Annotated in this window: 17 protein-coding genes; 11 read left to right on the top strand and 6 right to left on the bottom strand. The window is 71.2% G+C overall.

Annotated features, from left to right (window positions below):
* Window positions 1–229 precede the first annotated feature (229 nt).
* From ABZX40_RS22125 to ABZX40_RS22105, 5 genes are all read left to right on the top strand, one after another.
* Entirely contained in the window at window positions 230–793 is a 564-nt protein-coding gene (locus ABZX40_RS22125) for a 2-oxo-4-hydroxy-4-carboxy-5-ureidoimidazoline decarboxylase (protein ID WP_355740747.1), read from the top strand.
* Between the two features lie 166 nt (window positions 794–959).
* Entirely contained in the window at window positions 960–1,340 is a 381-nt protein-coding gene (gene sdhC, locus ABZX40_RS22120; protein WP_355740749.1) for a succinate dehydrogenase, cytochrome b556 subunit, read from the top strand.
* A 5-nt stretch (window positions 1,341–1,345) separates the two neighbouring features.
* A complete protein-coding gene (locus tag ABZX40_RS22115; RefSeq protein ID WP_355740751.1) occupies window positions 1,346–1,828 on the top strand; it encodes a succinate dehydrogenase hydrophobic membrane anchor subunit in 483 nt (160 codons plus the stop codon).
* Window positions 1,829–1,847: 19 nt separating this feature from the next.
* Complete coding sequence (gene sdhA / locus ABZX40_RS22110) at window positions 1,848–3,602, top strand: succinate dehydrogenase flavoprotein subunit (protein ID WP_355740753.1); 1,755 nt, start codon at window positions 1,848–1,850, stop codon at window positions 3,600–3,602.
* Window positions 3,602–4,363 (top strand): succinate dehydrogenase iron-sulfur subunit, encoded by a 762-nt coding sequence (locus ABZX40_RS22105; RefSeq protein WP_355740755.1) that lies wholly within the window; start codon window positions 3,602–3,604, stop codon window positions 4,361–4,363. Before sdhA ends, ABZX40_RS22105 begins: the two co-directional genes overlap by 1 nt.
* Window positions 4,364–4,434: 71 nt before the next feature.
* On the opposite strand, the gene ABZX40_RS22100 is transcribed toward ABZX40_RS22105, so the two are convergent.
* On the bottom strand, window positions 4,435–7,050 hold the full coding sequence (locus tag ABZX40_RS22100) for a DUF4132 domain-containing protein (protein ID WP_355740757.1): 2,616 nt from the start codon (window positions 7,048–7,050) through the stop codon (window positions 4,435–4,437).
* On the bottom strand, window positions 7,050–7,442 hold the full coding sequence (locus ABZX40_RS22095) for a hypothetical protein (RefSeq protein ID WP_355740759.1): 393 nt from the start codon (window positions 7,440–7,442) through the stop codon (window positions 7,050–7,052). The genes ABZX40_RS22100 and ABZX40_RS22095 overlap by 1 nt, the downstream gene beginning before the upstream one ends.
* A gap of 68 nt (window positions 7,443–7,510) precedes the next feature.
* Between ABZX40_RS22095 and ABZX40_RS22090 the strand changes: the two genes are divergently transcribed.
* The 3 genes from ABZX40_RS22090 to ABZX40_RS22080 all read left to right on the top strand — a co-directional run bounded on the left by ABZX40_RS22090 (window position 7,511) and on the right by ABZX40_RS22080 (window position 9,522).
* Window positions 7,511–7,948 (top strand): VOC family protein, encoded by a 438-nt coding sequence (locus tag ABZX40_RS22090; protein WP_355740761.1) that lies wholly within the window; start codon window positions 7,511–7,513, stop codon window positions 7,946–7,948.
* A gap of 67 nt (window positions 7,949–8,015) precedes the next feature.
* Entirely contained in the window at window positions 8,016–8,807 is a 792-nt protein-coding gene (locus ABZX40_RS22085; protein ID WP_355740763.1) for a TetR family transcriptional regulator, read from the top strand.
* A 103-nt stretch (window positions 8,808–8,910) separates the two neighbouring features.
* Window positions 8,911–9,522, top strand: a complete 612-nt coding sequence (locus ABZX40_RS22080) for a Uma2 family endonuclease (RefSeq protein ID WP_355740765.1) — start codon at window positions 8,911–8,913, stop codon at window positions 9,520–9,522.
* Here the strand turns inward: ABZX40_RS22080 and ABZX40_RS22075 are convergent.
* The gene (locus tag ABZX40_RS22075) at window positions 9,515–11,944 is read right to left on the bottom strand and encodes an MMPL family transporter (RefSeq protein ID WP_355740933.1); all 2,430 of its coding nucleotides are present in this window, start codon (window positions 11,942–11,944) and stop codon (window positions 9,515–9,517) included. The two genes, ABZX40_RS22080 and ABZX40_RS22075, sit on opposite strands and share 8 nt — an antisense overlap.
* A 159-nt stretch (window positions 11,945–12,103) precedes the next feature.
* Here ABZX40_RS22075 and ABZX40_RS22070 point away from each other — a divergent pair, with 159 nt between their 5' ends.
* Complete coding sequence (locus tag ABZX40_RS22070; protein ID WP_355740767.1) at window positions 12,104–12,793, top strand: response regulator transcription factor; 690 nt, start codon at window positions 12,104–12,106, stop codon at window positions 12,791–12,793.
* Between the two features lie 107 nt (window positions 12,794–12,900).
* Complete coding sequence (locus tag ABZX40_RS22065) at window positions 12,901–14,286, top strand: HAMP domain-containing sensor histidine kinase (RefSeq protein ID WP_355740935.1); 1,386 nt, start codon at window positions 12,901–12,903, stop codon at window positions 14,284–14,286.
* Window positions 14,287–14,340: 54 nt separating this feature from the next.
* Here the strand turns inward: ABZX40_RS22065 and ABZX40_RS22060 are convergent, their stop codons facing one another.
* The 3 genes from ABZX40_RS22060 to ABZX40_RS22050 all read right to left on the bottom strand — a co-directional run bounded on the left by ABZX40_RS22060 (window position 14,341) and on the right by ABZX40_RS22050 (window position 18,008).
* Window positions 14,341–15,897 (bottom strand): ABC transporter substrate-binding protein, encoded by a 1,557-nt coding sequence (locus ABZX40_RS22060; RefSeq protein ID WP_355740769.1) that lies wholly within the window; start codon window positions 15,895–15,897, stop codon window positions 14,341–14,343.
* A gap of 295 nt (window positions 15,898–16,192) precedes the next feature.
* Entirely contained in the window at window positions 16,193–17,662 is a 1,470-nt protein-coding gene (locus ABZX40_RS22055; protein WP_355740771.1) for a metallophosphoesterase, read from the bottom strand.
* A 106-nt stretch (window positions 17,663–17,768) separates the two neighbouring features.
* Window positions 17,769–18,008, bottom strand: a complete 240-nt coding sequence (locus tag ABZX40_RS22050) for a hypothetical protein (RefSeq protein ID WP_355740773.1) — start codon at window positions 18,006–18,008, stop codon at window positions 17,769–17,771.
* Between the two features lie 91 nt (window positions 18,009–18,099).
* Here ABZX40_RS22050 and ABZX40_RS22045 point away from each other — a divergent pair, with 91 nt between their 5' ends.
* Window positions 18,100–19,401, top strand: a complete 1,302-nt coding sequence (locus ABZX40_RS22045; RefSeq protein ID WP_355740775.1) for a D-alanyl-D-alanine carboxypeptidase — start codon at window positions 18,100–18,102, stop codon at window positions 19,399–19,401.
* Window positions 19,402–19,564: the final 163 nt, after the last annotated feature.

Raw genomic sequence — 19,564 nt, 5'->3', positions numbered from 1 at the left:
GCCTCGGCCTCGGCCGGGCGCCGGTGCTCGCCCACCTCGTCAACGTAATACCGATGCGTCCACCACACGTTCCGAAACTCTCCCGTCCGAGTGAAATTCGGATAACCGTCGGACAGGGATGACCCCACTCGATAGCGTGGCGGCACATCCTTCACACCGTTCGCACCCGCACCGTCGGCCCCACACCGGCCATCGCCCGCACCACGCCACCCTCTGCCGACACCTCGACGTGAATCGCCTTCTTCCCGAGCAGACCCGCACCGAGCCGCCCGACACCCTCCGGTGCTTCAACGACACCCCGGCCGCCGCCGCGCACCGCGCCCTGCTGGAGTGCCTCCGCAGCCCCCGCTGGGCCGAGCGCCTCACCGCCCACCGCCCCTACCCCGACCTGGACGCCCTCCTCGCCGCGTCCGACGAGGCCGCCTACGACCTCACCCCGGCCGAACTGGCCGAGGCGCTGGCCGGTGAGCCCCTGCCGACCCTGCCGGACGGCACCTACTCCGCCGCCCACACCGCGCTGAGCGCGGCCCACGCCGCCTACGAGTCCCGCTTCGGCCATGTCTTCGTGGTCTGCCTGGACCACGTACCGCCCGCGGAGGCCCTGGACCAGTTCCTCACCGCGATCCGGTCACGATTGACGAACGATCCCGAGGACGAACGGGTGACAGCGGCCGAGGAACTCCGCCGCCTGGCGAGGGGACGGCTGGTCCGTCGCCTCAGGGGCGCGGAGGACTGCGCGAGCAACCACCACGAACCCGCACTCGGCAAACCACAGCAAACCCACCCTCAGTAGCCGCAATCCCCCATCCGCGTGCCACTTTGATCACACAGCCACACCCCCGCTCAGCGCGGAGCGCAACCGTGGATACCATGCTGAGGGCCGGTGGACCGTACCCGGCCGGGCCCGACCGACAGCACAAGCCGGCGCGGCTCCAATCCCCGCTCCCGGAGGAACTTCCGTGCCGGCTGGAACGCTGTACCGCGGCCGGGAAGGAATGTGGTCCTGGGTGGCTCATCGAGTCACCGGCGTCCTCATTTTCTTCTTCCTGTTCGTACACGTGCTGGACACCGCTCTCGTGCGTGTCTCCCCCGAGGCCTACGACGATGTCGTGGCCACGTACAAGACGCCGATCGTCGCCGTGCTGGAGTACGGCCTCGTCGCCGCCATCCTGTTCCACGCGCTCAACGGCCTGCGTGTCATCGCCGTCGACTTCTGGTCGAAGGGCGCGCGCTATCAGAAGCAGATGCTCTGGACGGTCGTAGGCATCTGGGTGGTGCTGATGCTCGGGGCGATCTACCCCGTCCTCGGCCACGCCGCTCGTGAAGTGTTCGGGAGCTGACGCGTATGTCCACGACTGAGAAGACCGCCTCCGGGATCGGCCCCGTCGAGAGCGCGCCCGTCTATACGGTCGACAACCCCGCGCCGCTGATCGAGCCGCCGCGCCAGCGCACCAGGAAGACCCCGCGCTCCACGCGCGGCAACTTCGAGATGGCGGCCTGGCTGTTCATGCGGCTGTCCGGCATCGTGCTGGTCGTCCTGGTCATCGGCCATCTGCTGATCCAGCTGGTGCTGGACGGCGGTGTCTCCAAGATCGGCTTCGCCTTCGTGGCCGGCCGCTGGGCGTCCCCGTTCTGGCAGGTCTGGGATCTGCTGATGCTCTGGCTCGCGATGCTGCACGGCACCAACGGTCTGCGCGTGGTCATCAACGACTACGCGGAGCGCGCGGGCACGCGGCTGTGGCTGAAGGGCCTGCTGTACACCGCCACGGTGTTCACCATCCTGCTGGGCACGCTGGTGATCTTCACCTTCGACCCGAACATCCGCTAGGCACGGGGTTACGAGACTCATGAAGATCCACAAGTACGACACCGTCATCGTCGGCGCCGGTGGCGCGGGCATGCGCGCCGCCATCGAGTCGACCAAGCGCAGCCGCACCGCCGTGCTGACCAAGCTCTACCCCACCCGCTCCCACACGGGCGCCGCGCAGGGCGGTATGGCCGCCGCGCTGGCCAATGTGGAGGAGGACAACTGGGAGTGGCACACCTTCGACACGGTCAAGGGCGGTGACTACCTGGTCGACCAGGACGCCGCGGAGATCCTGGCGAAGGAGGCCATCGACGCCGTCCTCGACCTGGAGAAGATGGGCCTGCCGTTCAACCGGACCCCGAACGGCACCATCGACCAGCGCCGCTTCGGCGGGCACTCCCGCAACCACGGCGAGGCCCCGGTCCGCCGGTCCTGCTACGCGGCCGACCGCACCGGCCACATGATCCTCCAGACGCTGTACCAGAACTGCGTCAAGGAGGGCGTGGAGTTCTTCAACGAGTTCTACGTCCTGGACCAGCTGATCACCGAGGTCGACGGCGTCAAGCGGTCCTCCGGGGTGGTCGCCTACGAGCTGGCCACCGGCGAGATCCATATCTTCCAGGCGAAGGCCGTGATCTACGCGTCCGGCGGCACCGGCAAGTTCTTCAAGGTGACGTCGAACGCGCACACCCTGACCGGTGACGGCCAGGCCGCCGTGTACCGGCGCGGGCTGCCGCTGGAGGACATGGAGTTCTTCCAGTTCCACCCGACCGGCATCTGGCGCATGGGCATCCTGCTGACGGAGGGCGCCCGCGGTGAGGGCGGCATCCTGCGCAACAAGGACGGCGAGCGCTTCATGGAGAAGTACGCGCCGGTGATGAAGGACCTGGCGTCGCGCGATGTCGTCTCCCGGTCCATCTACACGGAGATCCGGGAGGGCCGCGGCTGCGGTCCCGAGGGCGACCATGTCTACCTCGACCTCACCCATCTGCCGCCGGAGCAGCTCGACGCCAAGCTCCCCGACATCACCGAGTTCGCCCGCACCTATCTGGGCATCGAGCCGTACACCGACCCGATCCCGATCCAGCCCACCGCGCACTACGCGATGGGCGGCATCCCGACCAACGTCGAGGGTGAGGTCCTCTCGGACAACACCACCGTCGTCCCCGGGCTGTACGCGGCCGGCGAGGTCGCCTGTGTCTCGGTGCACGGCGCGAACCGGCTGGGCACCAACTCGCTCCTGGACATCAATGTGTTCGGGCGCCGGGCGGGGATCGCGGCGGCCGAGTACAGCCAGGGCGCGGACTATGTGGAGCTGCCCGAGAACCCCGAGGCGTTCGTGGTCGAGCAGATCGAGCAGCTGCGCGCCTCGACCGGCAGCGAGCGGGTGGCGGTCCTGCGCCGGGAGCTCCAGGAGACCATGGACGCCAACGTCATGGTGTTCCGTACCGAGCAGACCATCAAGACGGCCGTCGAGAAGATCGCGGAGCTGCGCGAGCGCTACCGCAATGTCTCGATCCAGGACAAGGGCAGGCGGTTCAACACCGACCTGCTGGAGGCCATCGAGCTGGGCAATCTGCTGGAGCTGGCCGAGGTCATGGCGGTCTCCGCGCTGGCCCGCAAGGAGTCCCGCGGCGGTCACTACCGCGAGGACTACCCCAACCGCGACGACATCAACTTCATGCGCCACACCATGGCGTACCGCGAGGTCGGCGCCGACGGCAGCGAGACCGTCCGGCTCGACTACAAGCCGGTCGTGCAGACCCGCTACCAGCCGATGGAGCGTAAGTACTGATGGCAACCCCCGTTCTGGACAAGGTGGAGGCGGAGTCCGCGGCGTCCCCGTACATCACGGTGACGTTCCGTGTCCGCCGGTTCAACCCCGAGGTCTCGGCCGAGGCGATCTGGGAAGACTTCCAGCTGGAGATCGACCCCAAGGAGCGGGTCCTCGACGGTCTGCACAAGATCAAGTGGGACATCGACGGGACGCTGACCTTCCGCCGCTCCTGCGCCCATGGCATCTGCGGCTCCGACGCCATGCGGATCAACGGCAAGAACCGGCTGGCCTGCAAGACCCTGATCAAGGACATCAACCCGGACAAGCCGATCACGGTCGAGCCCATCAAGGGCCTCACGGTCCTGAAGGACCTGGTCGTGGACATGGAGCCGTTCTTCCAGGCGTACCGGGACGTGATGCCGTTCCTGATCACCAAGGAGACCAACGAGCCGACGCGTGAGCGCTTCCAGACCGCCGAGGACCGGGAGCGTTTCGACGACACCACCAAGTGCATCCTGTGCGCGGCCTGCACGTCGTCCTGCCCGGTGTTCTGGAACGACGGCCAGTACTTCGGCCCGGCGGCCATCGTCAACGCCCACCGCTTCATCTTCGACTCGCGGGACGAGGCGGGTGAGCAGCGGCTGGAGATCCTCAACGACCGCGACGGGGTGTGGCGCTGCCGGACCACCTTCAACTGCACGGACGCGTGCCCGCGGGGTATCGAGGTGACGAAGGCGATCGCCGAGGTGAAGAAGGCGCTGATCACTCGGCGGTTCTGACGCTCCCTTCCGGTCGGTGTCCGGCCGGTCCCTCGGGCCCCGTCTCCTGGTGAGGCGGGGCCTTCGGGTTGCTACAGCTGGCTGAGGATCGTCGGGTCGGTGATCTCCGTGTCCGCGGCCAGCATCGTCGCCTTGCTGAGGATCACGGCGAGCAGCCGGTCCCCCTCGAAGGGGAGGTAGCCGGAGTCCGGGGTGGCCGAGGCGCTCTTGGGGACGATGCACAGGTACTGGTCGTTGGGGGTCATCAGGATGTTCCCCGAACCGAGGTGGATCTTGTACGTGTGGCGCTCGCCCTTGACGTGCAGGAAGCGGCCCTCCAGATGGCAGCGGTCGGCTATCGCGAGCCGCGGCACGAGCCGCTCCAGCAGCGCGCGGCGGGTCTGCGCGGTCTGGTTCAGCTCCCCGAAGCCGTACGACGTCCAGTAATCGCGGTAGCGGCCCTCGGGGCCGCCGTCCTGCCAGGTCGGGTCGTTGCCGACGCTGGCGACGCCGACGAACAGATCCACGTCCCGCAGCACCTCGGACAGGACCAGGGGCGGGATCCCGGCCAGCGGCAACGCCTCGACCGGCTCGGCCCCCTGGCGCAGCCACATCCGGTACTCGCCACCGCAGCAGTGCGCCGAGTTCTCCGGGGCGTCGATCGGGTAGAAGCGGACCTGGTCGGTACGGAGCCGCAGAAAGCTGCCGGAGTCGGTGGTGTCGGTGCCGTACTCCATGCCGTCGCCGGCGATCCAGTACTCGGCGCGCAGGCCCCACTGGGGCAGGTCCCGGGTGGCCGGCGGGGCCTCGTCGTCCACGCAGAGGCGGAGCTTGTTGCGCCAGCCGCGGATCGCGGTGAGGGAGTGGAACTGGTGCTGGCGCAAAATGTGCGCGGCGAACCGGTTGGAGTAGGTGCCGGTGGCGCGCTCGGCGTCGGTGAGGAGGTACACCTCGCGGTGGGCCTGCTTGAACGGCTGGGTGATGCCGTGCCGCTCCAGCCAGTCGCGCCAGGCGACGATGGTGGCGGGCTCGGCGCCTACCGGGTGCCAGAGGGCGACCTCGCTGCCCTCGGTGACGGGGGTGTCGGCGAGGGTGCGCAGCTCGCCGTCCGCGAACCCGGCGGTGGTGCCGTCGACGGTCCAGAGCAGACGGCGGGCCAGGGTGCCGACCAGGGGGTGGTCGAGGTAGCGCTCGCGCCAGGCGGTGAAGGACCAGGTGCGGCGGGCGAGGAACTGGCGGTCCAGGCGCTCGCTCTGGGCGGAGAGCATCTTGTCGATGTCCTTGACCGCCGCCTTCAGCTCCTTCAGCTCGTCGGCATGGTCGCGCCGGACGGCCGCGGGGACGCCCTTGACGGTTTTCCCGGCGGCGTTGCGCCAGGTCAGCACGGCCTTGGTGCCGTGCACCTCCAGGAGGGCGGTGGACTCGCCCAGAGCGTGTTCGGCGCGGCCGACCCCGGTCAGGCCATAGCCCGGGACGGCCAGCTCCTCGATCTCCTCGCGGCTGAGGCCGAGCGCCTGGGCCCGGGTGTCCAGGGCGGCGTCGACCAGCTTGAGGGTGCCCTTGTAGGTGACCCGGGTGGCGAGGCGGGCCAGCTCGGCGAGGGCCGACTCGTGCTCGATCCGGGCGAGGGCGTTGACGGCGGCGTTGGCGACCTTGGGGTTGACCGGGCCGATCCCGGGGGCGCGACGGAGGGAGGTCTCGGCGAGGAAGGCGAGGGTGCGGGTGGTGGCGGGGGTTGAGGTGGCGGGCGCTGCGGTGGCGGGGGTTCCGGTACCGGGCGCTGCGGTGGCGGGGGTTTCTGTGGCGGGGGTTGCGTCGGGGACCGTGCCCGTGCCCGGATCCGTGCCCGCGTCCGGGGTGGCGGTCGGCAGGAAGGACAGCAGCCAGATCAGGCCCCGCAGGGCCGTCGCGTTGTACGGGTCGAAGGTGGCGTTGGGGTCACCGGCGTACTGCGCGGGCAGCAGCGGCACCGTACGGGGGCGGCCCACCAGGCGCAGCCAGTCCAGCACCCGGCCGCGCACCTCGTCGGCGCCCACGGTGTCGATCAGGGCGCGGCCGGTGCGCTCCCACCTGGCGGACGGGCGGGCGGAGGTGGCCGTGGTGGTGTGCGCGACCAGCTTCCGCCAGTCCTCGCCCAGGTCGGTGAGGTCGGCGAGCGCCCGGTCGGCCCATGCCTCGCCGGGGTTGAGGACCGGGGAGGTGGGGGCGATGCGCTCGACCAGCGGGCCCAGCTCCTTGCTCGCCTGCCACACCGAGAGCCAGGAGCGGCGGATCAGGGCGACGAACATGCCGGGCAGCACCCGCCCTTCGTCCAGCTCCAGCTCGGCGAGGCGCACCAGATGCGCGGTGTCATAGTTCACCTCTTGCTGGGCGGCGAGTTCCATCAGGGCCGCGCGGGTGTCGAGGGGCTGGTCGGTGACGAGGTCCCGGGCCCGGAAGTTGCCGAGCAGGACGACGATGTGGCGGCGGTCTGCGGAGCCCGTCGCCGCGCTGTGGTAGTGGGCCGTGAGCTGCCTGACCAGCTCGGACCTGAATGCCTGGTCGGTGCTGTGGAGGGCGGCGACGACCTTGGCGGCCTCCCAGCCCCAGTGGTCGTCGATGACTTCGGCGAGGCGCAGCAGCTCGGGCAGCAGTCCGTCGAGCCGCCCGGCGGTGATCAGGCGCAGACTCGGGCCGACCTCGTCCGCGAACCGGCCGGTGCCGGTCATCAGCCACCCACCAGGGGGACGAGCTTGAGGAAGGTGACCTCGGTGCCGAGGGACAGCTCTATCTCCTGGTCCGGGTCGGTGACCTGGCGGTCTCCCACCAGCACCAGGAAGCCGTTGCCCGCGAACGCCCTGAGGGCCAGCTCGGACTGGGCCTCGGGGTCGATCCGGCGGGGGCTGCGCAGCGCGTATCCATTGAGCGTGCGCTCGGTGTCCGTGGGCTGCACCAGGCCCTGGAAGACGCCCGGGGTGCGGGCGTTGAACTCGGCCACCTCCTGGAACACCCGGCGCCGGATCAGCTCACGCACGGTGAGCCGCTCCTCGGCGATCTCCAGTCCCCAGGACGCCGTACGGTCCCCTGTCGTCGTCTCGTCGACGAACGTCACCATTCCCATGCCGACGACAGTACGGGGCGGCACTGACAATGCCGGGTCGCGGCCGATGATCGGCCTACGCTGACGGTATGTCAGACAACCAGTCGTACGAGCTGCTCGGCTTCGACAACGTACTGCTGCCCGTCGGGGACCTCGGCGAGGCGGTGGCCTTCTACGAACGAGCGGGGTTCACGGTCGGGTTCCGCTTCGACGAGGCCGGGATCGCGCTGCTGAGGGTCGGCGCCGAGGCGCCGGGGGTGCTGCTGCGGCACGAGGAGGGCGTGGGGCACCGGCCGCCGCCGTGGCCGTCGCCCCGGACGTGGCTGGAGGTGCCGGACGCGCGGACCGCCGCCGACCGGCTGGCCTCGGCCGGGATCGCGCCGCTGGACCCGCCGTTCCCGGTGGCCACGGGGTGGACGGTGGAGATCGCCGACCCCTGGGGCAACGTCATCGGCTTCACGGACTACTCCAAACGCCCCGAGCTGGGCCGGGCGGGGCAGGGAGCGGGGCAGCGGACGGGAGCCTGACCCCGGCCGGGGTGGAGAGGGGCCGGGATGGAGAGGGGCCGGGCGGGGGTCGTTAGTCTCTCTCCCCATGCCCGAGAAGACCGATGGCGACGACAGCGGCGAGAACGGCGAGAACGGCGAAGGCACCGGCGGGTCCGGGGGCTCCGGGTTGGTCGGCGGGTCCGGGGAGCCCGGGGAGCGCGTTGCCCTCAGCAAGTCCGAGCAGACCCGGGCGCTGATCCTGGAGACGGCCATGCGGCTGTTCCAGGAGCGGGGCTACGACCGCACCACCATGCGGGCCATCGCCCAGGAGGCCGGCGTCTCCGTCGGGAGCGCGTACTACTACTTCGACGGCAAGGAACACCTCATCCAGGGGTTCTACGACCGGATCGCCGCCGAGCACCAGCGCGCGGTGCGCGAGATCCTGGACCGGGAGACCGCCCTGGAGGCCCGGCTCACGGGCGTGCTCACGGCGTGGCTGGACGTGGCCACGCCCTACCACGAGTTCGCGGTGCAGTTCTTCCGGAACGCCGCCGACCCCGACAGCCCGCTCAGCCCGTTCTCCCCGGAGAGCGAGCACGCGCGCGTGCAGGCGATCAGCGTCCACCGGGAGGTCCTCGCCGGTTCGGCGGCCAAGGTCCCCGGGGAACTGCGCGAGGCGCTGCCGGAGCTGATGTGGCTGGCCCAGATGGGGCTGTGCCTGTACTGGATCTTCGACCGCACCCCGGGCCGCGAACGCAGTTACCGCCTCGCCGCGCGCGGGGCCCGCCTCACCGCCCGGGGCGTCTCCCTGGCCCGCTTCCGGGTACTGCGCCCGCTGGTCAGAGAGGTGCACGAGCTGTTCACGGACTTCCTGCCGGGGATGACGAAGGAGGGGTGAACCCCGCCGGTCATCCCCTTCGGGTGAACGGAGTGGGAGAGGACATGCCGTGAACGGCCTGCCTACGATGATGCTCTCGACACCAGCCCCCAGGAGGCACGTGATGTCCGCCGCTTCCGCTGAAGAGCCCTTCGACGAGCCGTTCTCCCTCACGGCCATCGCCGACGAGATCATGGAGCGCCATCCGGGCTACCGCGTCGAGATCGTCGGAGGCCACCTCCTCGTGACCCCAGCACCGGATGCCCCCCATGCCCGTGCGCTCACCAATCTCATGATCCCGTTCATCGCCGCCGGACTGCACGGCGGGGAGACCGAGGTTCTCCAGAACGTCGGCGTCTGGCTCCCCACCGGCGTCGAGGACTACGCCATCCCCGATCTGGTGGTGGTGGACGCCGATGTCGACGACCATGTCGTGGAGCGGAACGCGTACGACCCGGTCTGCTTCCGCCTCGTGCTGGAGGTCACCTCCAGCAACTGGCGGGACGATCTGAAGACCAAGGCCACGGCCTATGCCGAGGCGAGGATCCCCGTCTATCTCGTGGTCGACCGCAAGCATCAGCGCCTGCATCTGCTCACCGAGCCGGACGGGGGCGCGTACACGAACCACCGTGTGCACGCCCCCGGTGACACGGTCGTCCTGCCCGAGGTGATCGGCGGGCAGGTCGTCCTGGACGTGGAGCAGATCATCAAGGACGGCCGACGGAAGCTCAGTTGACCAAGTTCACCCCGTCCTCGGACTCCGCCTCCGCCCCCAACTCCACATCGAACACCACCGCCCCCTCCCCCACCCGCACCCGCCGCGCGCGGGACGTGTACGGGTGGGCGGTGGCCGCCAGCAGATAGGTGCCGGGGCCCGGGACCGCCAGGATGTACGAGCCGTCCGCCAGGGAGACCACCCGGTCGAGCTGATGGCCGTCCGGGGTCAGCAGGGTCACCGCCGCGTCGGTCACCGGTTCGCCGTCCGGGGTGCGGATGAAGCCGTGGATCACCGACGCCGGGCCCTCGGGCGCCGTTCCCGCCGCTGTCGGCTGCTCGCGCGGCTCGACCGCGAGATGCGGCAGCCGCTTCTCCAGGCCCGCCGGGAGCCACCAGTTGGACCGGCCCAGCAGATGCATCGCCGCCGGGACCAGGGCCGTCCGCAGGACGAACGCGTCCAGGGCGACCGCCGCGGCCAGGCCGATGCCCGCCATGGCGCCCTCCAGATCGCCGCTGAGGACGAAGGCGGAGAAGACACAGATCATGATCAGCGCGGCGCAGTTGATCACCCGGCTGGTCTCGGCCAGCCCGACCCGTACCGCGCGGGCGTTGTCCCCGGTGTGCACCCACTCCTCGTGCATCCGGCTGACCAGGAACACCTGGTAGTCCATGGACAGCCCGAAGAGCAGGGACAGCATGATGACCGGCAGGAACGCGGTGATCGGGCCCTCCTTGCCGATGCCCAGCAGTTCCGTGCCCCAGCCCCACTGGAAGATCGCCACCAGGACTCCGAAGGACGCCGCCGCCGCGATCAGGTTCATGACCGCCGCGGTCAGCGGCACCACCAGCGACCGGAACGCGACCATCAGCAGCAGAAAGCCCAGCGCGATGATCGTCGCCACGAAGTACGGCAGCCGCTCCCCGGTGACCGAGGCGAAGTCCTTGAACACCGCCGTCACCCCGCCCACATGGGCCTCGGCCCCGGACGCCGGGATGACCTCGTCACGCAGCCGGTCGATCAGCCGGTCCGTCCCCTCGGACTGCGGGGAGGTCTCCGGCACCACCTGGAGGACCGTGACCCCGCGCGCGGGCGGCGCCGCCGCGACCTGGGCCACGCCCTCCGTCGCCCGGATCGCCTCGGTGAGCGTGGCGGGCGCCGTGCCGTCCACCACCACCTGGAGCGGGCCGTTGAAGCCCGGCCCGAAGCCCTCGGCGAGCAGGTCGTACGCCTGCCGGGTGGTCGTGCTGTCCTGGTGGTTGCCCTGGTCGGTGGCGCCGAGCCGCAGCGACAGCACCGGCAGCGCCAGCACCGCCATCACCACCAGCGCCGCCGCCGCGATCGACCGGGGCCGCTTCTGCACAGCCGACGCCCAGCGCGCGGCGAGTCCGTTCGCCTCGGCCGGTTCCGGGCCCGTCGCGCGCAGCCGGGCCCGCTGGCGCCCGCTGAGCACCCGGAGGCCGAGCAGGCCCAGCAGCGCGGGCAGCAGGGTGACGGCGGCCAGCACGCTCAGGACGACGGTCAGCGAGGTCGCCACCACGACCCCGTCCAGGAAGCGCAGATTCATCACCAGCATCCCGGCGAGCGCGATGCACACCGTGCCGCCCGCGAACAGCACCGCCCGCCCGGAGGTGTTGAGCGCGGTCACCGCCGCGTCCTCGGGCTCCATCCCGCGCAGGATGCCCCGCCGGTGCCGGGTGACGATGAACAGCGCATAGTCGATGCCGACGCCGAGCCCGATCAGCGAGCCCAGCAGCGGCGCCACCTCGGGCACATCGACGGCATGGCTGATCAGCATCGTCGCCAGCATCCCGGTGCCGACCCCGGCGACGGCCACGACGATCGGCAGCAGCATCGCGAACAGCGAGCCGAACGCCAGGAACAGCACGATCGCGGCGGCCACGATCCCGACCAGTTCGGCCGTGCCGGTCGGCGGCTCCTGGATCCGGGTGATGGCCTGTCCGCCCAGCTCCACCTGGAGTCCGGGCCCCCGCGCCGACTGCGCGGTGTCCACCACGTCCTCGATCAGGGCCTTGGGTATCGAGTCGGCCTGCTCGGCGAAGGTGATCTGGGCGTACGCGATCCGCCCGTCGCCGCTGATCCGGGCCGCCCCTTCACCGTCGTCGCCCGCATAGGGCCCGGCGACCGCGCCGACCCCCTCCATCCGGCCGATCTCGGCGAGCACCGGCTCGATCCGGGACCGTACCCCCGCGTCCCCGACCGAGCCCTCGTCGGTCTTCCACACCACCGTGTCGGTGTCCCCGGCGCTGGCCGGGAACGCCCTCTCCATCAGCTCGTAGGCCGTCGTGGAGTCCGTGTCGGGCAGGGAGAACACATTCGCGTAGTCGGTGCCCGTCGCGCCGGCCGAGAAGCCGAGGCCGACGAGCCCGCCCACCCACACCAACAGGACCACCAGGCCGCGTCGATAGCACCATCGTGCCAATGCCGCCACGCTCAAACTCCTTCACTCGGTCCGTCCCCCGGGTCCGGGCACCAGAATTGGCGACGGCACCGGTCCGGCGACATCGCCCGGCCATGACTCTCAAGGAACTCCAAAGCGCGCGCCGGGCCCGTTGTCAGTGCCCGGACCGATACTGGGGGCATGTCGACGGCTCCTGGCACCGTGCTGGTCGTGGAGGACGAGGAATCCATCGCGGACGTCCTCGCCATAGCGCTGCGCTTCCATGGCTTCGAGGTGATGATCGCGGGCACGGTCCGTGAGTCCCTCGCGCTCAGCGAGCGCGTCCGCCCCGATGTGGCCCTGCTGGATGTGATGCTCCCGGACGGCGACGGCCGCGCCCTCGGCCGTGAGCTGCGCGCCCGCCGCCCCGGCCTCGCCCTGGTCTTCCTCACCGCCCGCGACTCACCGGCCGAGATCGTCGGCGCCCTCGCCTTCGGCGACGACTACATCACCAAGCCGTTCAACATCGACGAGGTGGTCGCCCGGATCACCGCGGTCCTGCGCCGCACCCTCCCGGCCGACGTCCTCCCCGAGCGCCCCCCGCTGCGCCACGGCGACCTGGAGCTGGACGAGACGACGTACTCGGTGCGCCGCGCGGGCCGTACGGTCGAGCTGACGCCGACCGAGTACGCGCTGCTGCGCTTCCTGGTGCGCAACGCGGGCCGGATCGTGCCCAAGGAGCAGCTTCTGCGCCATGTCTGGCAGTACGAGCACGCCCCGCCCGAGTCGACGGTCGTGGAGACCTACATCAGCTATCTGCGCCGCAAGCTGGACACCCTGGGACCGCCGCTGATCACCACCCGGCGGGGCGTGGGATACGGGCTGGAATGACCGCGCCCACCACCGCCCTGGCGGCGAAGCTGAAGACACTCCGGCGGCCCCGGCTCCCGGGGCGCGACCGGCGCTCCCTGCGCCTGAAGCTCACGGCGGCCAATGTGATGCTGCTGGCGCTCGGCATCGTCGTCGCGACGGCCGTCAGTCTGATGACCGCGCGCCACTATCTGCTGGACAAAGTGGACTCCGAGCTGGTCAGCTCGCGCACCTCGCTGGAGACCGCCGGATTCGACCTGGGTCAGATCGAGTCGCTCAGCCAGGTCGGCATCGCCCTGGACAAGTTCGGCGCCACCGGGGGGCACGAGTCGCTGCCGGGCCCCAACTCGGTGTTCGTGGTCGTCGATGCCTGGGGCCGCCCGACCGCGGTCGGCTCACTGGAGCCCACCGCCCGCCAGCGCGCCATCGCCGCGGCCGTGCCCGACGCGGTGGCCGTCGCCGCCTCCCCCACCCCGCGCGACCTCGAATTCGAGGGTGAGCGCATGCGCCTGATCGGCGTCCAGCTCTCCGACGGCGCGGTCGTGCTGATCGCCATGTCCGTGGAGGCGCTGGACGAGGGCATGCAGCGCGCCCTGCGCACGGACCTGGCGGTGGGCGCGCTGCTGCTGCTGGTGCTGGGCTGTGTGACGATGTGGTCGGTGCGCCGCCATATGCGGCCCCTGGAGGACATGGTGGAGACCTCCACGGCCATCGCCGAGGGCGATCTCACCCGGCGGGTCCCCTCCCGCCGCGATCCCACCACCGAGGTCGAGCAGTTGCGCCTCGCCCTCAACTCCATGCTCCACCAGGTGGAGTCGGCGTACCGCACCCGTGAGGACAGCGCGGCCCAGCTGCGCCGCTTCGTCGCCGACGCCTCGCACGAACTGCGCACCCCGCTGGCCGCGATACGCGGCTACCTCCAGCTCTACGACAAGGGCATGCTGCGGGCGCGCGAGGACCGCAGACGCGCCTGGGACCGGATGATGGCGGAGGCCGACCGGATGGGCCGTCTGGTGGACGAACTGCTCACCCTGGCCCGTCTCGACCAGCAGCCCGAACTCCGCTTCAGGAACGTCGATCTGAGCGGGCTGGTCCGGGACGCGGCGGAGGATCTGCGGGTGCAGCAGCCGCAGCGCCCGATATCCGTCGGCGCGGACGGGGCGCTGCTGGTCCGCGCCGATGAGTCGGGGCTGCGCCAGGTGCTGGGCAATCTGCTGGCCAACGTACGGATCCACACGCCCGCCGAGGTGCCGGTGCGGCTGGCGGTGGAGCGGGTGGAGGGGGTGGTGCGGCTGTCCGTGACGGACGCGGGGCCGGGGCTGGACGAGTCGGACGCGGCGCGGATCTTCGACCGGTTCTTCCGGGCGGGCGGCGGCGCGGGCAGCGGCCTGGGCATGGCGATCGTGCAGGGCGTGGTCCGGGCGCACGGCGGCGAGGTGAGCGTGCGGACGGCGCCGGGGGAAGGGCTGGCGGTGACGGTGTCGCTGCCGGGGCGGGTGCCGGTGGAGGTGTGAGGGGGATGTGGGCTCAGGGGTGCGTCGGGCGCTGGCGGGGTGGGTGCGGTGCGGTCAGATCCAGTCCAGCCGCCACAGCCGGAAGACCCCGGTGCCGTCCGTGAGGTCCTGGCCGCCGCCCACCGCCTCGTCGGCCACCACGTACTCCTTGCGCTGCCACAGCGGGATCACCGGGGCGTCGCGGGCGACGAGGTCCTGGAGGTCGCTGAAGTCGTCGGCGGCGCGGCCCCGGTCGGCGTACCGCTGGCCCTCCTTGATCAGCCGGTCCACGGTCTTGTCGCTGTAGCCGGTGTTCATGCTGGAGCCGGTGCCGACCAGGGGGGCGCCGAAGGTGTCCGGGTCGGGATAGTCGGCGACCCAGCCGACGGCGTACGCGTCGAGTTTGCCGCCCGCCCACAGCTCCTGGAACTCGGTCCACTCATGGCCCTTGACGGTGACCCGGAACAGTCCGTCGGCCTCCAGCTGCCGCTTCAGTTCGGCGGCCTCCTCGGCGGCGGCGCCGCGGCCCTGCCCGTAGGAGAGGGTGAAGGCGACCGGCAGGGAGACATCGGCGTCGGTGAGCAGGTCGCGGGCCTTGCGGGGGTTCTGGGTGGGGTACTGGTCGAAGAAGGACGTGGTGTGGCCGTTGATACCGGCCGGGATGAGGGAGTACAGCGAGTCGACGGTGCCCTTGTAGACATCCGCGGCCAGCTTGTCCCGGTCGATCAGCCAGGCGAGCGCCTGACGGACCCGTTCGTCGTGCAGGGGGGAGCCCTCGCGGGTGTTGAGGTACAGATTCCGGGTCTCGGAGCTGTCCGCCTCGAAGACCCGCTGGTCGGGGTCGCTGGCGGAGAGCCCGGCGACGGTGTCGGGCGGCAGCTGGCGGGTGGCGACCTGGACCTCGCGGGACTGGTAGGCGCGGTCGAGGGCGGTGGAGTCGGTGTAGTAGCGCAGTTCGACGGGGCTGCTCGAACGGTCCACGGCACCCCGGTAGTCGCTGTTGGGCGTGAGCGTCGCGCTCCTGTCCTTGGTGTACGACGACAGCAGATACGGCCCGGAGCCATCGGCGCCGGGGCCGGTGCGCAGCGCGTTCGCCGGGTACGCGTCGGCGTCGACGATGGCGCCCGCGCCGGTCGCCAGCCGGTAGGGGAAGGTGGCGTCGGCCGCGGAGAGCCGGAAGGTGACCGTCTCCCCGCGCGCGCTGACCCCGTCCAGGGTCCCGAAGAGAGGGGCGGGGCCGACATCGGAGTTGATCCGCAGCACCCGCTCGATGGAGAACTTCACATCGTCGGCCGTCATCTCCCGGCCGCTCGGGAAGGTCAGCCCGGAGCGCAGCTCACAGCGGTAGGTGCGCAGCCCGGAGTCGGTGAATTCGCAGCTCTCGGCGGCGTCGGGGACGGGTGAGGTGCCACCGGGCTCGAAGGTCAGCAGCGACTGGAAGAGATTGCTGAACAGCGCCCAGGACCCGGCGTCATAGGCCCCGGCCGGGTCCAGCGAGGTGACCGCGTCGGTGGTGCCGACGGTGATCGTGCTGCCGTGGTCCTCCTCCGACGGCACCAGTTGCCAGGCGGCGGCCCCGACGGCCACCAGCACCAGTACCAGCGCGAGAATCCGCATCCGGACGGATCGCATCGCCCAGCCCTCCCCAGAGCCTCGGCGCGTCAGCGCCCGATCGCCTCGGGCACGTCGGCGTCTGATTGCCTCGGCACGTCGGCGCCCGATTGCCTCGGCGCGTCAGCGCCTGATCGCCTAGGCGCCCGGCGTCCACAGCAGCTGAGCGCCTCAGCACCCGGGCGCTTGAGTGAGAAGCCACCTCCCCCGGTGGCGAAGTCACCCAATCACAGCGTGTTCCGGCGGGGGAAGGGGCTTCGGGGCGGCATGGCAGAAACTTGAGAGAGGGGGCGCCGGTGGGGGGTGCGCCCCGCGCTCATGCCTCGCGGGCCGCCAGCTGGATCACCGTGATGTCCGACTCGGCGCCGACCCGGGTCGGCGGGCCCCACGCGCCCGCGCCCCGGCTGACGTACAGCTGGGTGTCGCCGTACCGCTCCAGACCGGCCACCGTCGGGTTGGCGGCGCCGGCGAGGAAGGTGCCGGGCCAGAGCTGGCCGCCATGGGTGTGACCGGAGAGCTGGAGGTCGACGCCGTGGTCGACGGCATCATGGATCTGCACCGGCTGATGGGCGAGCAGCACACAGGTACGGCTGCGGTCCCGGTCGCCGAGTGCCTGGACGAAGTCCGGGCCCTGTCCCTCGTCCTCCCCGGCCACGTCGTTGACCCCGGCGAGGTCGAAGTGGGGCAGTTCGGTGCGGGCGTTCTCCAGGGGGGTCATCCCGAGCCGCCGTACCTCGTCGACCCACTGCTCGGCGCCGGAGAAGTACTCGTGGTTGCCGGTGACGAAGTAGGTGCCGTGCCGGGCGCGGAGTCCGGCGAGCGGGGCGGCGGCCGGGCCGAGGTCCTTGACGCTGCCGTCGACCAGGTCACCGACCACGGCGATCAGATCGGGCTGGGTGGAGTTGATGGTGTCCACGACCCGCTGGGCGAAGCCCCGGCCGAGCACCGGGCCCAGATGGATGTCGCTGACCACCGCGATCCGGAAGCCGTGCGCCGCGCGCGGCAGCCTGGCCAGCGGGACGGTGACCCGCCTGATGCTCGGCCCGTTCAGCACGCTGGCGGTGCCGTACCCGACGGTCCCGACAGCCGCCGCGGCGGCGGCACCGGCGACCACCCGGGACACGAACAGGCGCCGGGAGGGGGCGGCCACGAGGCGCGGGGTGGCCGTTCCGTCGGCGTGTCGCGGCGTGTCGTCACCGCCGGTGAGCGGTTCGGAGGGCATTCCCGGCGTGTCGGCGGCGGGGCGGGTGCCCTGTAGTAGGGCGTGGGCCTCGGTGTCGACGGGGACGGCGACGGGGGCGGGGCGGGTGCCCTCCGCGGCAGGGGCTCCGGTGACGGGGCGGGTGCCCTCCGCGGCAGGGGCTCCGGTGGCGGGGCGGGTGTCCGCTGTGCCGGGGGCCTCGGGCACGGTGGCGGGGCGGGTGCCCCCCGCGGCAAGGGCCCCGGTGGCGGCCTCGGGCACGGAGGCGGGGCGGCGGCGCTCCAGGTAGCGGCGCAGCAGGGGCCGTACGATCTCGCCCGCGAGGACCGCGAGCAGCAGATAGAGCGAGAGCGCGAGCCACAGGAAGCCCGGCCAGGCCAGGATCTGCTGGACCACGAACGGGGCACCGGCGCGCTCCGCCATGAGCGCGGCGATGGCCAGGACCCAGCCGCCGGCTATCAGTAAGGCGCCGCCTCGGCGCAGCCATCCGGGGCCACTGGTGGTGTCGCGGACCAGGCGGCGCCAGAGATACCAGTTCGCCGCCACCAGGACGCCCAGGACGGCGAACACGAAGACGAAGACCACGCTGTTGTTGTCCCTTGCTGTGCGGCGCCCCAAGGGGCGCTCTCGGGGGGTGCGCCCCCGGGGCGCGCTGCCCGCTGCTCTGGCACGCCTGCCGGGGGATGACCGCTTATGACGTGTGACGCAGTGTGCGCACCGAACGCAACCCGACCCCTCCGACAACCGTCCCCAATACGAAGGAGACGATCGCCAGGGACAGGTGCACCCAGAAGTACGCCGTGGGCCGGCCGTCGTCGAACGCGAGCCCGCTGCCGTCGTTGATCAAGTTTTTGACGAAAGTGACCCAGATGACCCAGCTCCACACCCCGAACGCGAGCAGGAACCAGGAGAGGGGGCGGCTGAGTTTCATATGTTCAGTATCACCGCCGGGTGTCCGGTTCCGCTTTCGGGGTGAGGGCGGGGGTGGGACTTCCACAGGTCGCCCCTGTACGTTCTCGGTCGTGTCCGCTCACCAGCAGACCGCCAGGCGAAGCCTGTTGGTCACTTCCGCCGTTCTGTTGACCCTGTCGCTGACCGCTCCGGCGGCGGTCGCGGCGCCGAGTCCGTCCCCGAGTTCCTCCCCGAGCCCCTCGGGCACCCCCTCCGGCACTCCCTCGGCGACCCCGCCGGCCACCATGTCGACGGTCGGCGGCGAGCGGCTCGGCCGGCCCGGCACCCAGGTCGAGCTGGCGCCCGGTGTCCCGGTGATCCCCAAGGATGTCTCCGCGCGGTCCTGGATCGTGGCCGACGCCGAGTCCGGCGAGGTGCTCGCGGCGCACAACGCGCACTGGCGGCTGGCCCCGGCGAGCACCCTGAAGATGCTGTTCGCGGACACGCTGCTGCCGAAGTACCCCAAGGACCAGGAGCACAAGGTCGCCCCCTCCGACCTGGCGGGCATCGGGGCGGGCTCCAGCATGGTGGGCATCAAGGAGGACGAGACCTACACCGTCCACGATCTGTGGCTCGGTGTCTTCCTGCGCTCCGGCAACGACGCGGTGCATGTGCTGTCGGCGATGAACGACGGTGTGGAGAACACCGTCCGGGAGATGAACGAGCACGCCGAGGAGCTCCAGGCGCTCGACACCGAGGTGGTCTCCCCGGACGGCTATGACGCCCCGGGCCAGGTCTCGTCCGCCTACGATCTCACCCTGTTCGCCCGCTCCGGGCTCCAGAAGAAGGACTTCCGCGAGTACGCGGCGACGGCGACCGCCGACTTCCCCGGTGAGACAAAGAAGGACAAGAAGGGTAAAACCACCCGCGAGTCCTTTGAGATCCAGAACACCAACCGGCTGCTGACCGGGGACACCGGACTCGCCCAGTACGAGGGGATAGCCGGCGTCAAGAACGGCAACACCACCAACGCGGGCGCCACCTTCACCGGCGTCGCCGAGCGCGACGGCCGGGTGCTGCTGGTCACCGTCATGAACCCGCAGACCGAGGCGGGCAACCAGGTCTACAAGGAGACGGCGAAGCTGTTCGACTGGGGCTTCAAGGCGGCGGGCAAAGTCGAGCCGATCGGCGAGCTGGTCGCGCCGAGGGGCGCGGCGCCTCAGCCCGGCGGGACCGCCTCCGGCGACAGCACCGGTGACAGCTCCGGCGAGGCGGGCGGCGGCGACGCGGCGGGCGCCCCGGTCGCCGCCGACACGACGAGCGGCGGCTCGGGCGGGATGGGCGTGGCCCTGGGCATCACGGGCGGTGTCCTCGCCCTGCTGGGGGGCGCGGCGTTCTTGGTCAACCGGCGGTGGCCGCTGCGGAGGCGGTGACGGGGGGTGGGGTTCCCTGCGGGGGCAGGGGGCAGGGGGCTGTGGTGGGGTGGGGTGGGGTTCCCTGCGGGGCGGGTTTCCCGGCGGGGCGAGGGGTTCGGTCGACGGGGGCGGGTTTCCCAGCGGGGCGGGGGCGAGGGCCAGCTTTCGGGCGAGGTCTGTG

The sequence above is a fragment of the Streptomyces sp. NPDC004610 genome (genome assembly GCF_040609715.1).
GTDB lineage: Bacteria > Actinomycetota > Actinomycetes > Streptomycetales > Streptomycetaceae > Streptomyces.
Note: the sequence above shows the minus strand (reverse complement) of the source record. Positions and strands in the feature narration are given on the sequence as shown.

What these genes read in the sequence shown, in the direction of transcription:
- ABZX40_RS22105 (WP_355740755.1), top strand. Translation starts at nt 3,602, where the DNA reads ATGGCAACCCCCGTTCTGGACAAGGTGGAGGCGGAGTCCGCGGCGTCC.
- ABZX40_RS22050 (WP_355740773.1), bottom strand. Translation starts at nt 18,008, where the DNA reads ATGAAACTCAGCCGCCCCCTCTCCTGGTTCCTGCTCGCGTTCGGGGTG.
- ABZX40_RS22085 (WP_355740763.1), top strand. Translation starts at nt 8,016, where the DNA reads ATGCCCGAGAAGACCGATGGCGACGACAGCGGCGAGAACGGCGAGAAC.
- ABZX40_RS22070 (WP_355740767.1), top strand. Translation starts at nt 12,104, where the DNA reads ATGTCGACGGCTCCTGGCACCGTGCTGGTCGTGGAGGACGAGGAATCC.
- ABZX40_RS22060 (WP_355740769.1), bottom strand. Translation starts at nt 15,897, where the DNA reads ATGCGATCCGTCCGGATGCGGATTCTCGCGCTGGTACTGGTGCTGGTG.
- ABZX40_RS22100 (WP_355740757.1), bottom strand. Translation starts at nt 7,050, where the DNA reads ATGACCGGCACCGGCCGGTTCGCGGACGAGGTCGGCCCGAGTCTGCGC.
- ABZX40_RS22115 (WP_355740751.1), top strand. Translation starts at nt 1,346, where the DNA reads ATGTCCACGACTGAGAAGACCGCCTCCGGGATCGGCCCCGTCGAGAGC.
- ABZX40_RS22065 (WP_355740935.1), top strand. Translation starts at nt 12,901, where the DNA reads ATGCTGCTGGCGCTCGGCATCGTCGTCGCGACGGCCGTCAGTCTGATG.
- ABZX40_RS22095 (WP_355740759.1), bottom strand. Translation starts at nt 7,442, where the DNA reads ATGGGAATGGTGACGTTCGTCGACGAGACGACGACAGGGGACCGTACG.
- sdhA (WP_355740753.1), top strand. Translation starts at nt 1,848, where the DNA reads ATGAAGATCCACAAGTACGACACCGTCATCGTCGGCGCCGGTGGCGCG.
- ABZX40_RS22080 (WP_355740765.1), top strand. Translation starts at nt 8,911, where the DNA reads ATGTCCGCCGCTTCCGCTGAAGAGCCCTTCGACGAGCCGTTCTCCCTC.
- ABZX40_RS22090 (WP_355740761.1), top strand. Translation starts at nt 7,511, where the DNA reads ATGTCAGACAACCAGTCGTACGAGCTGCTCGGCTTCGACAACGTACTG.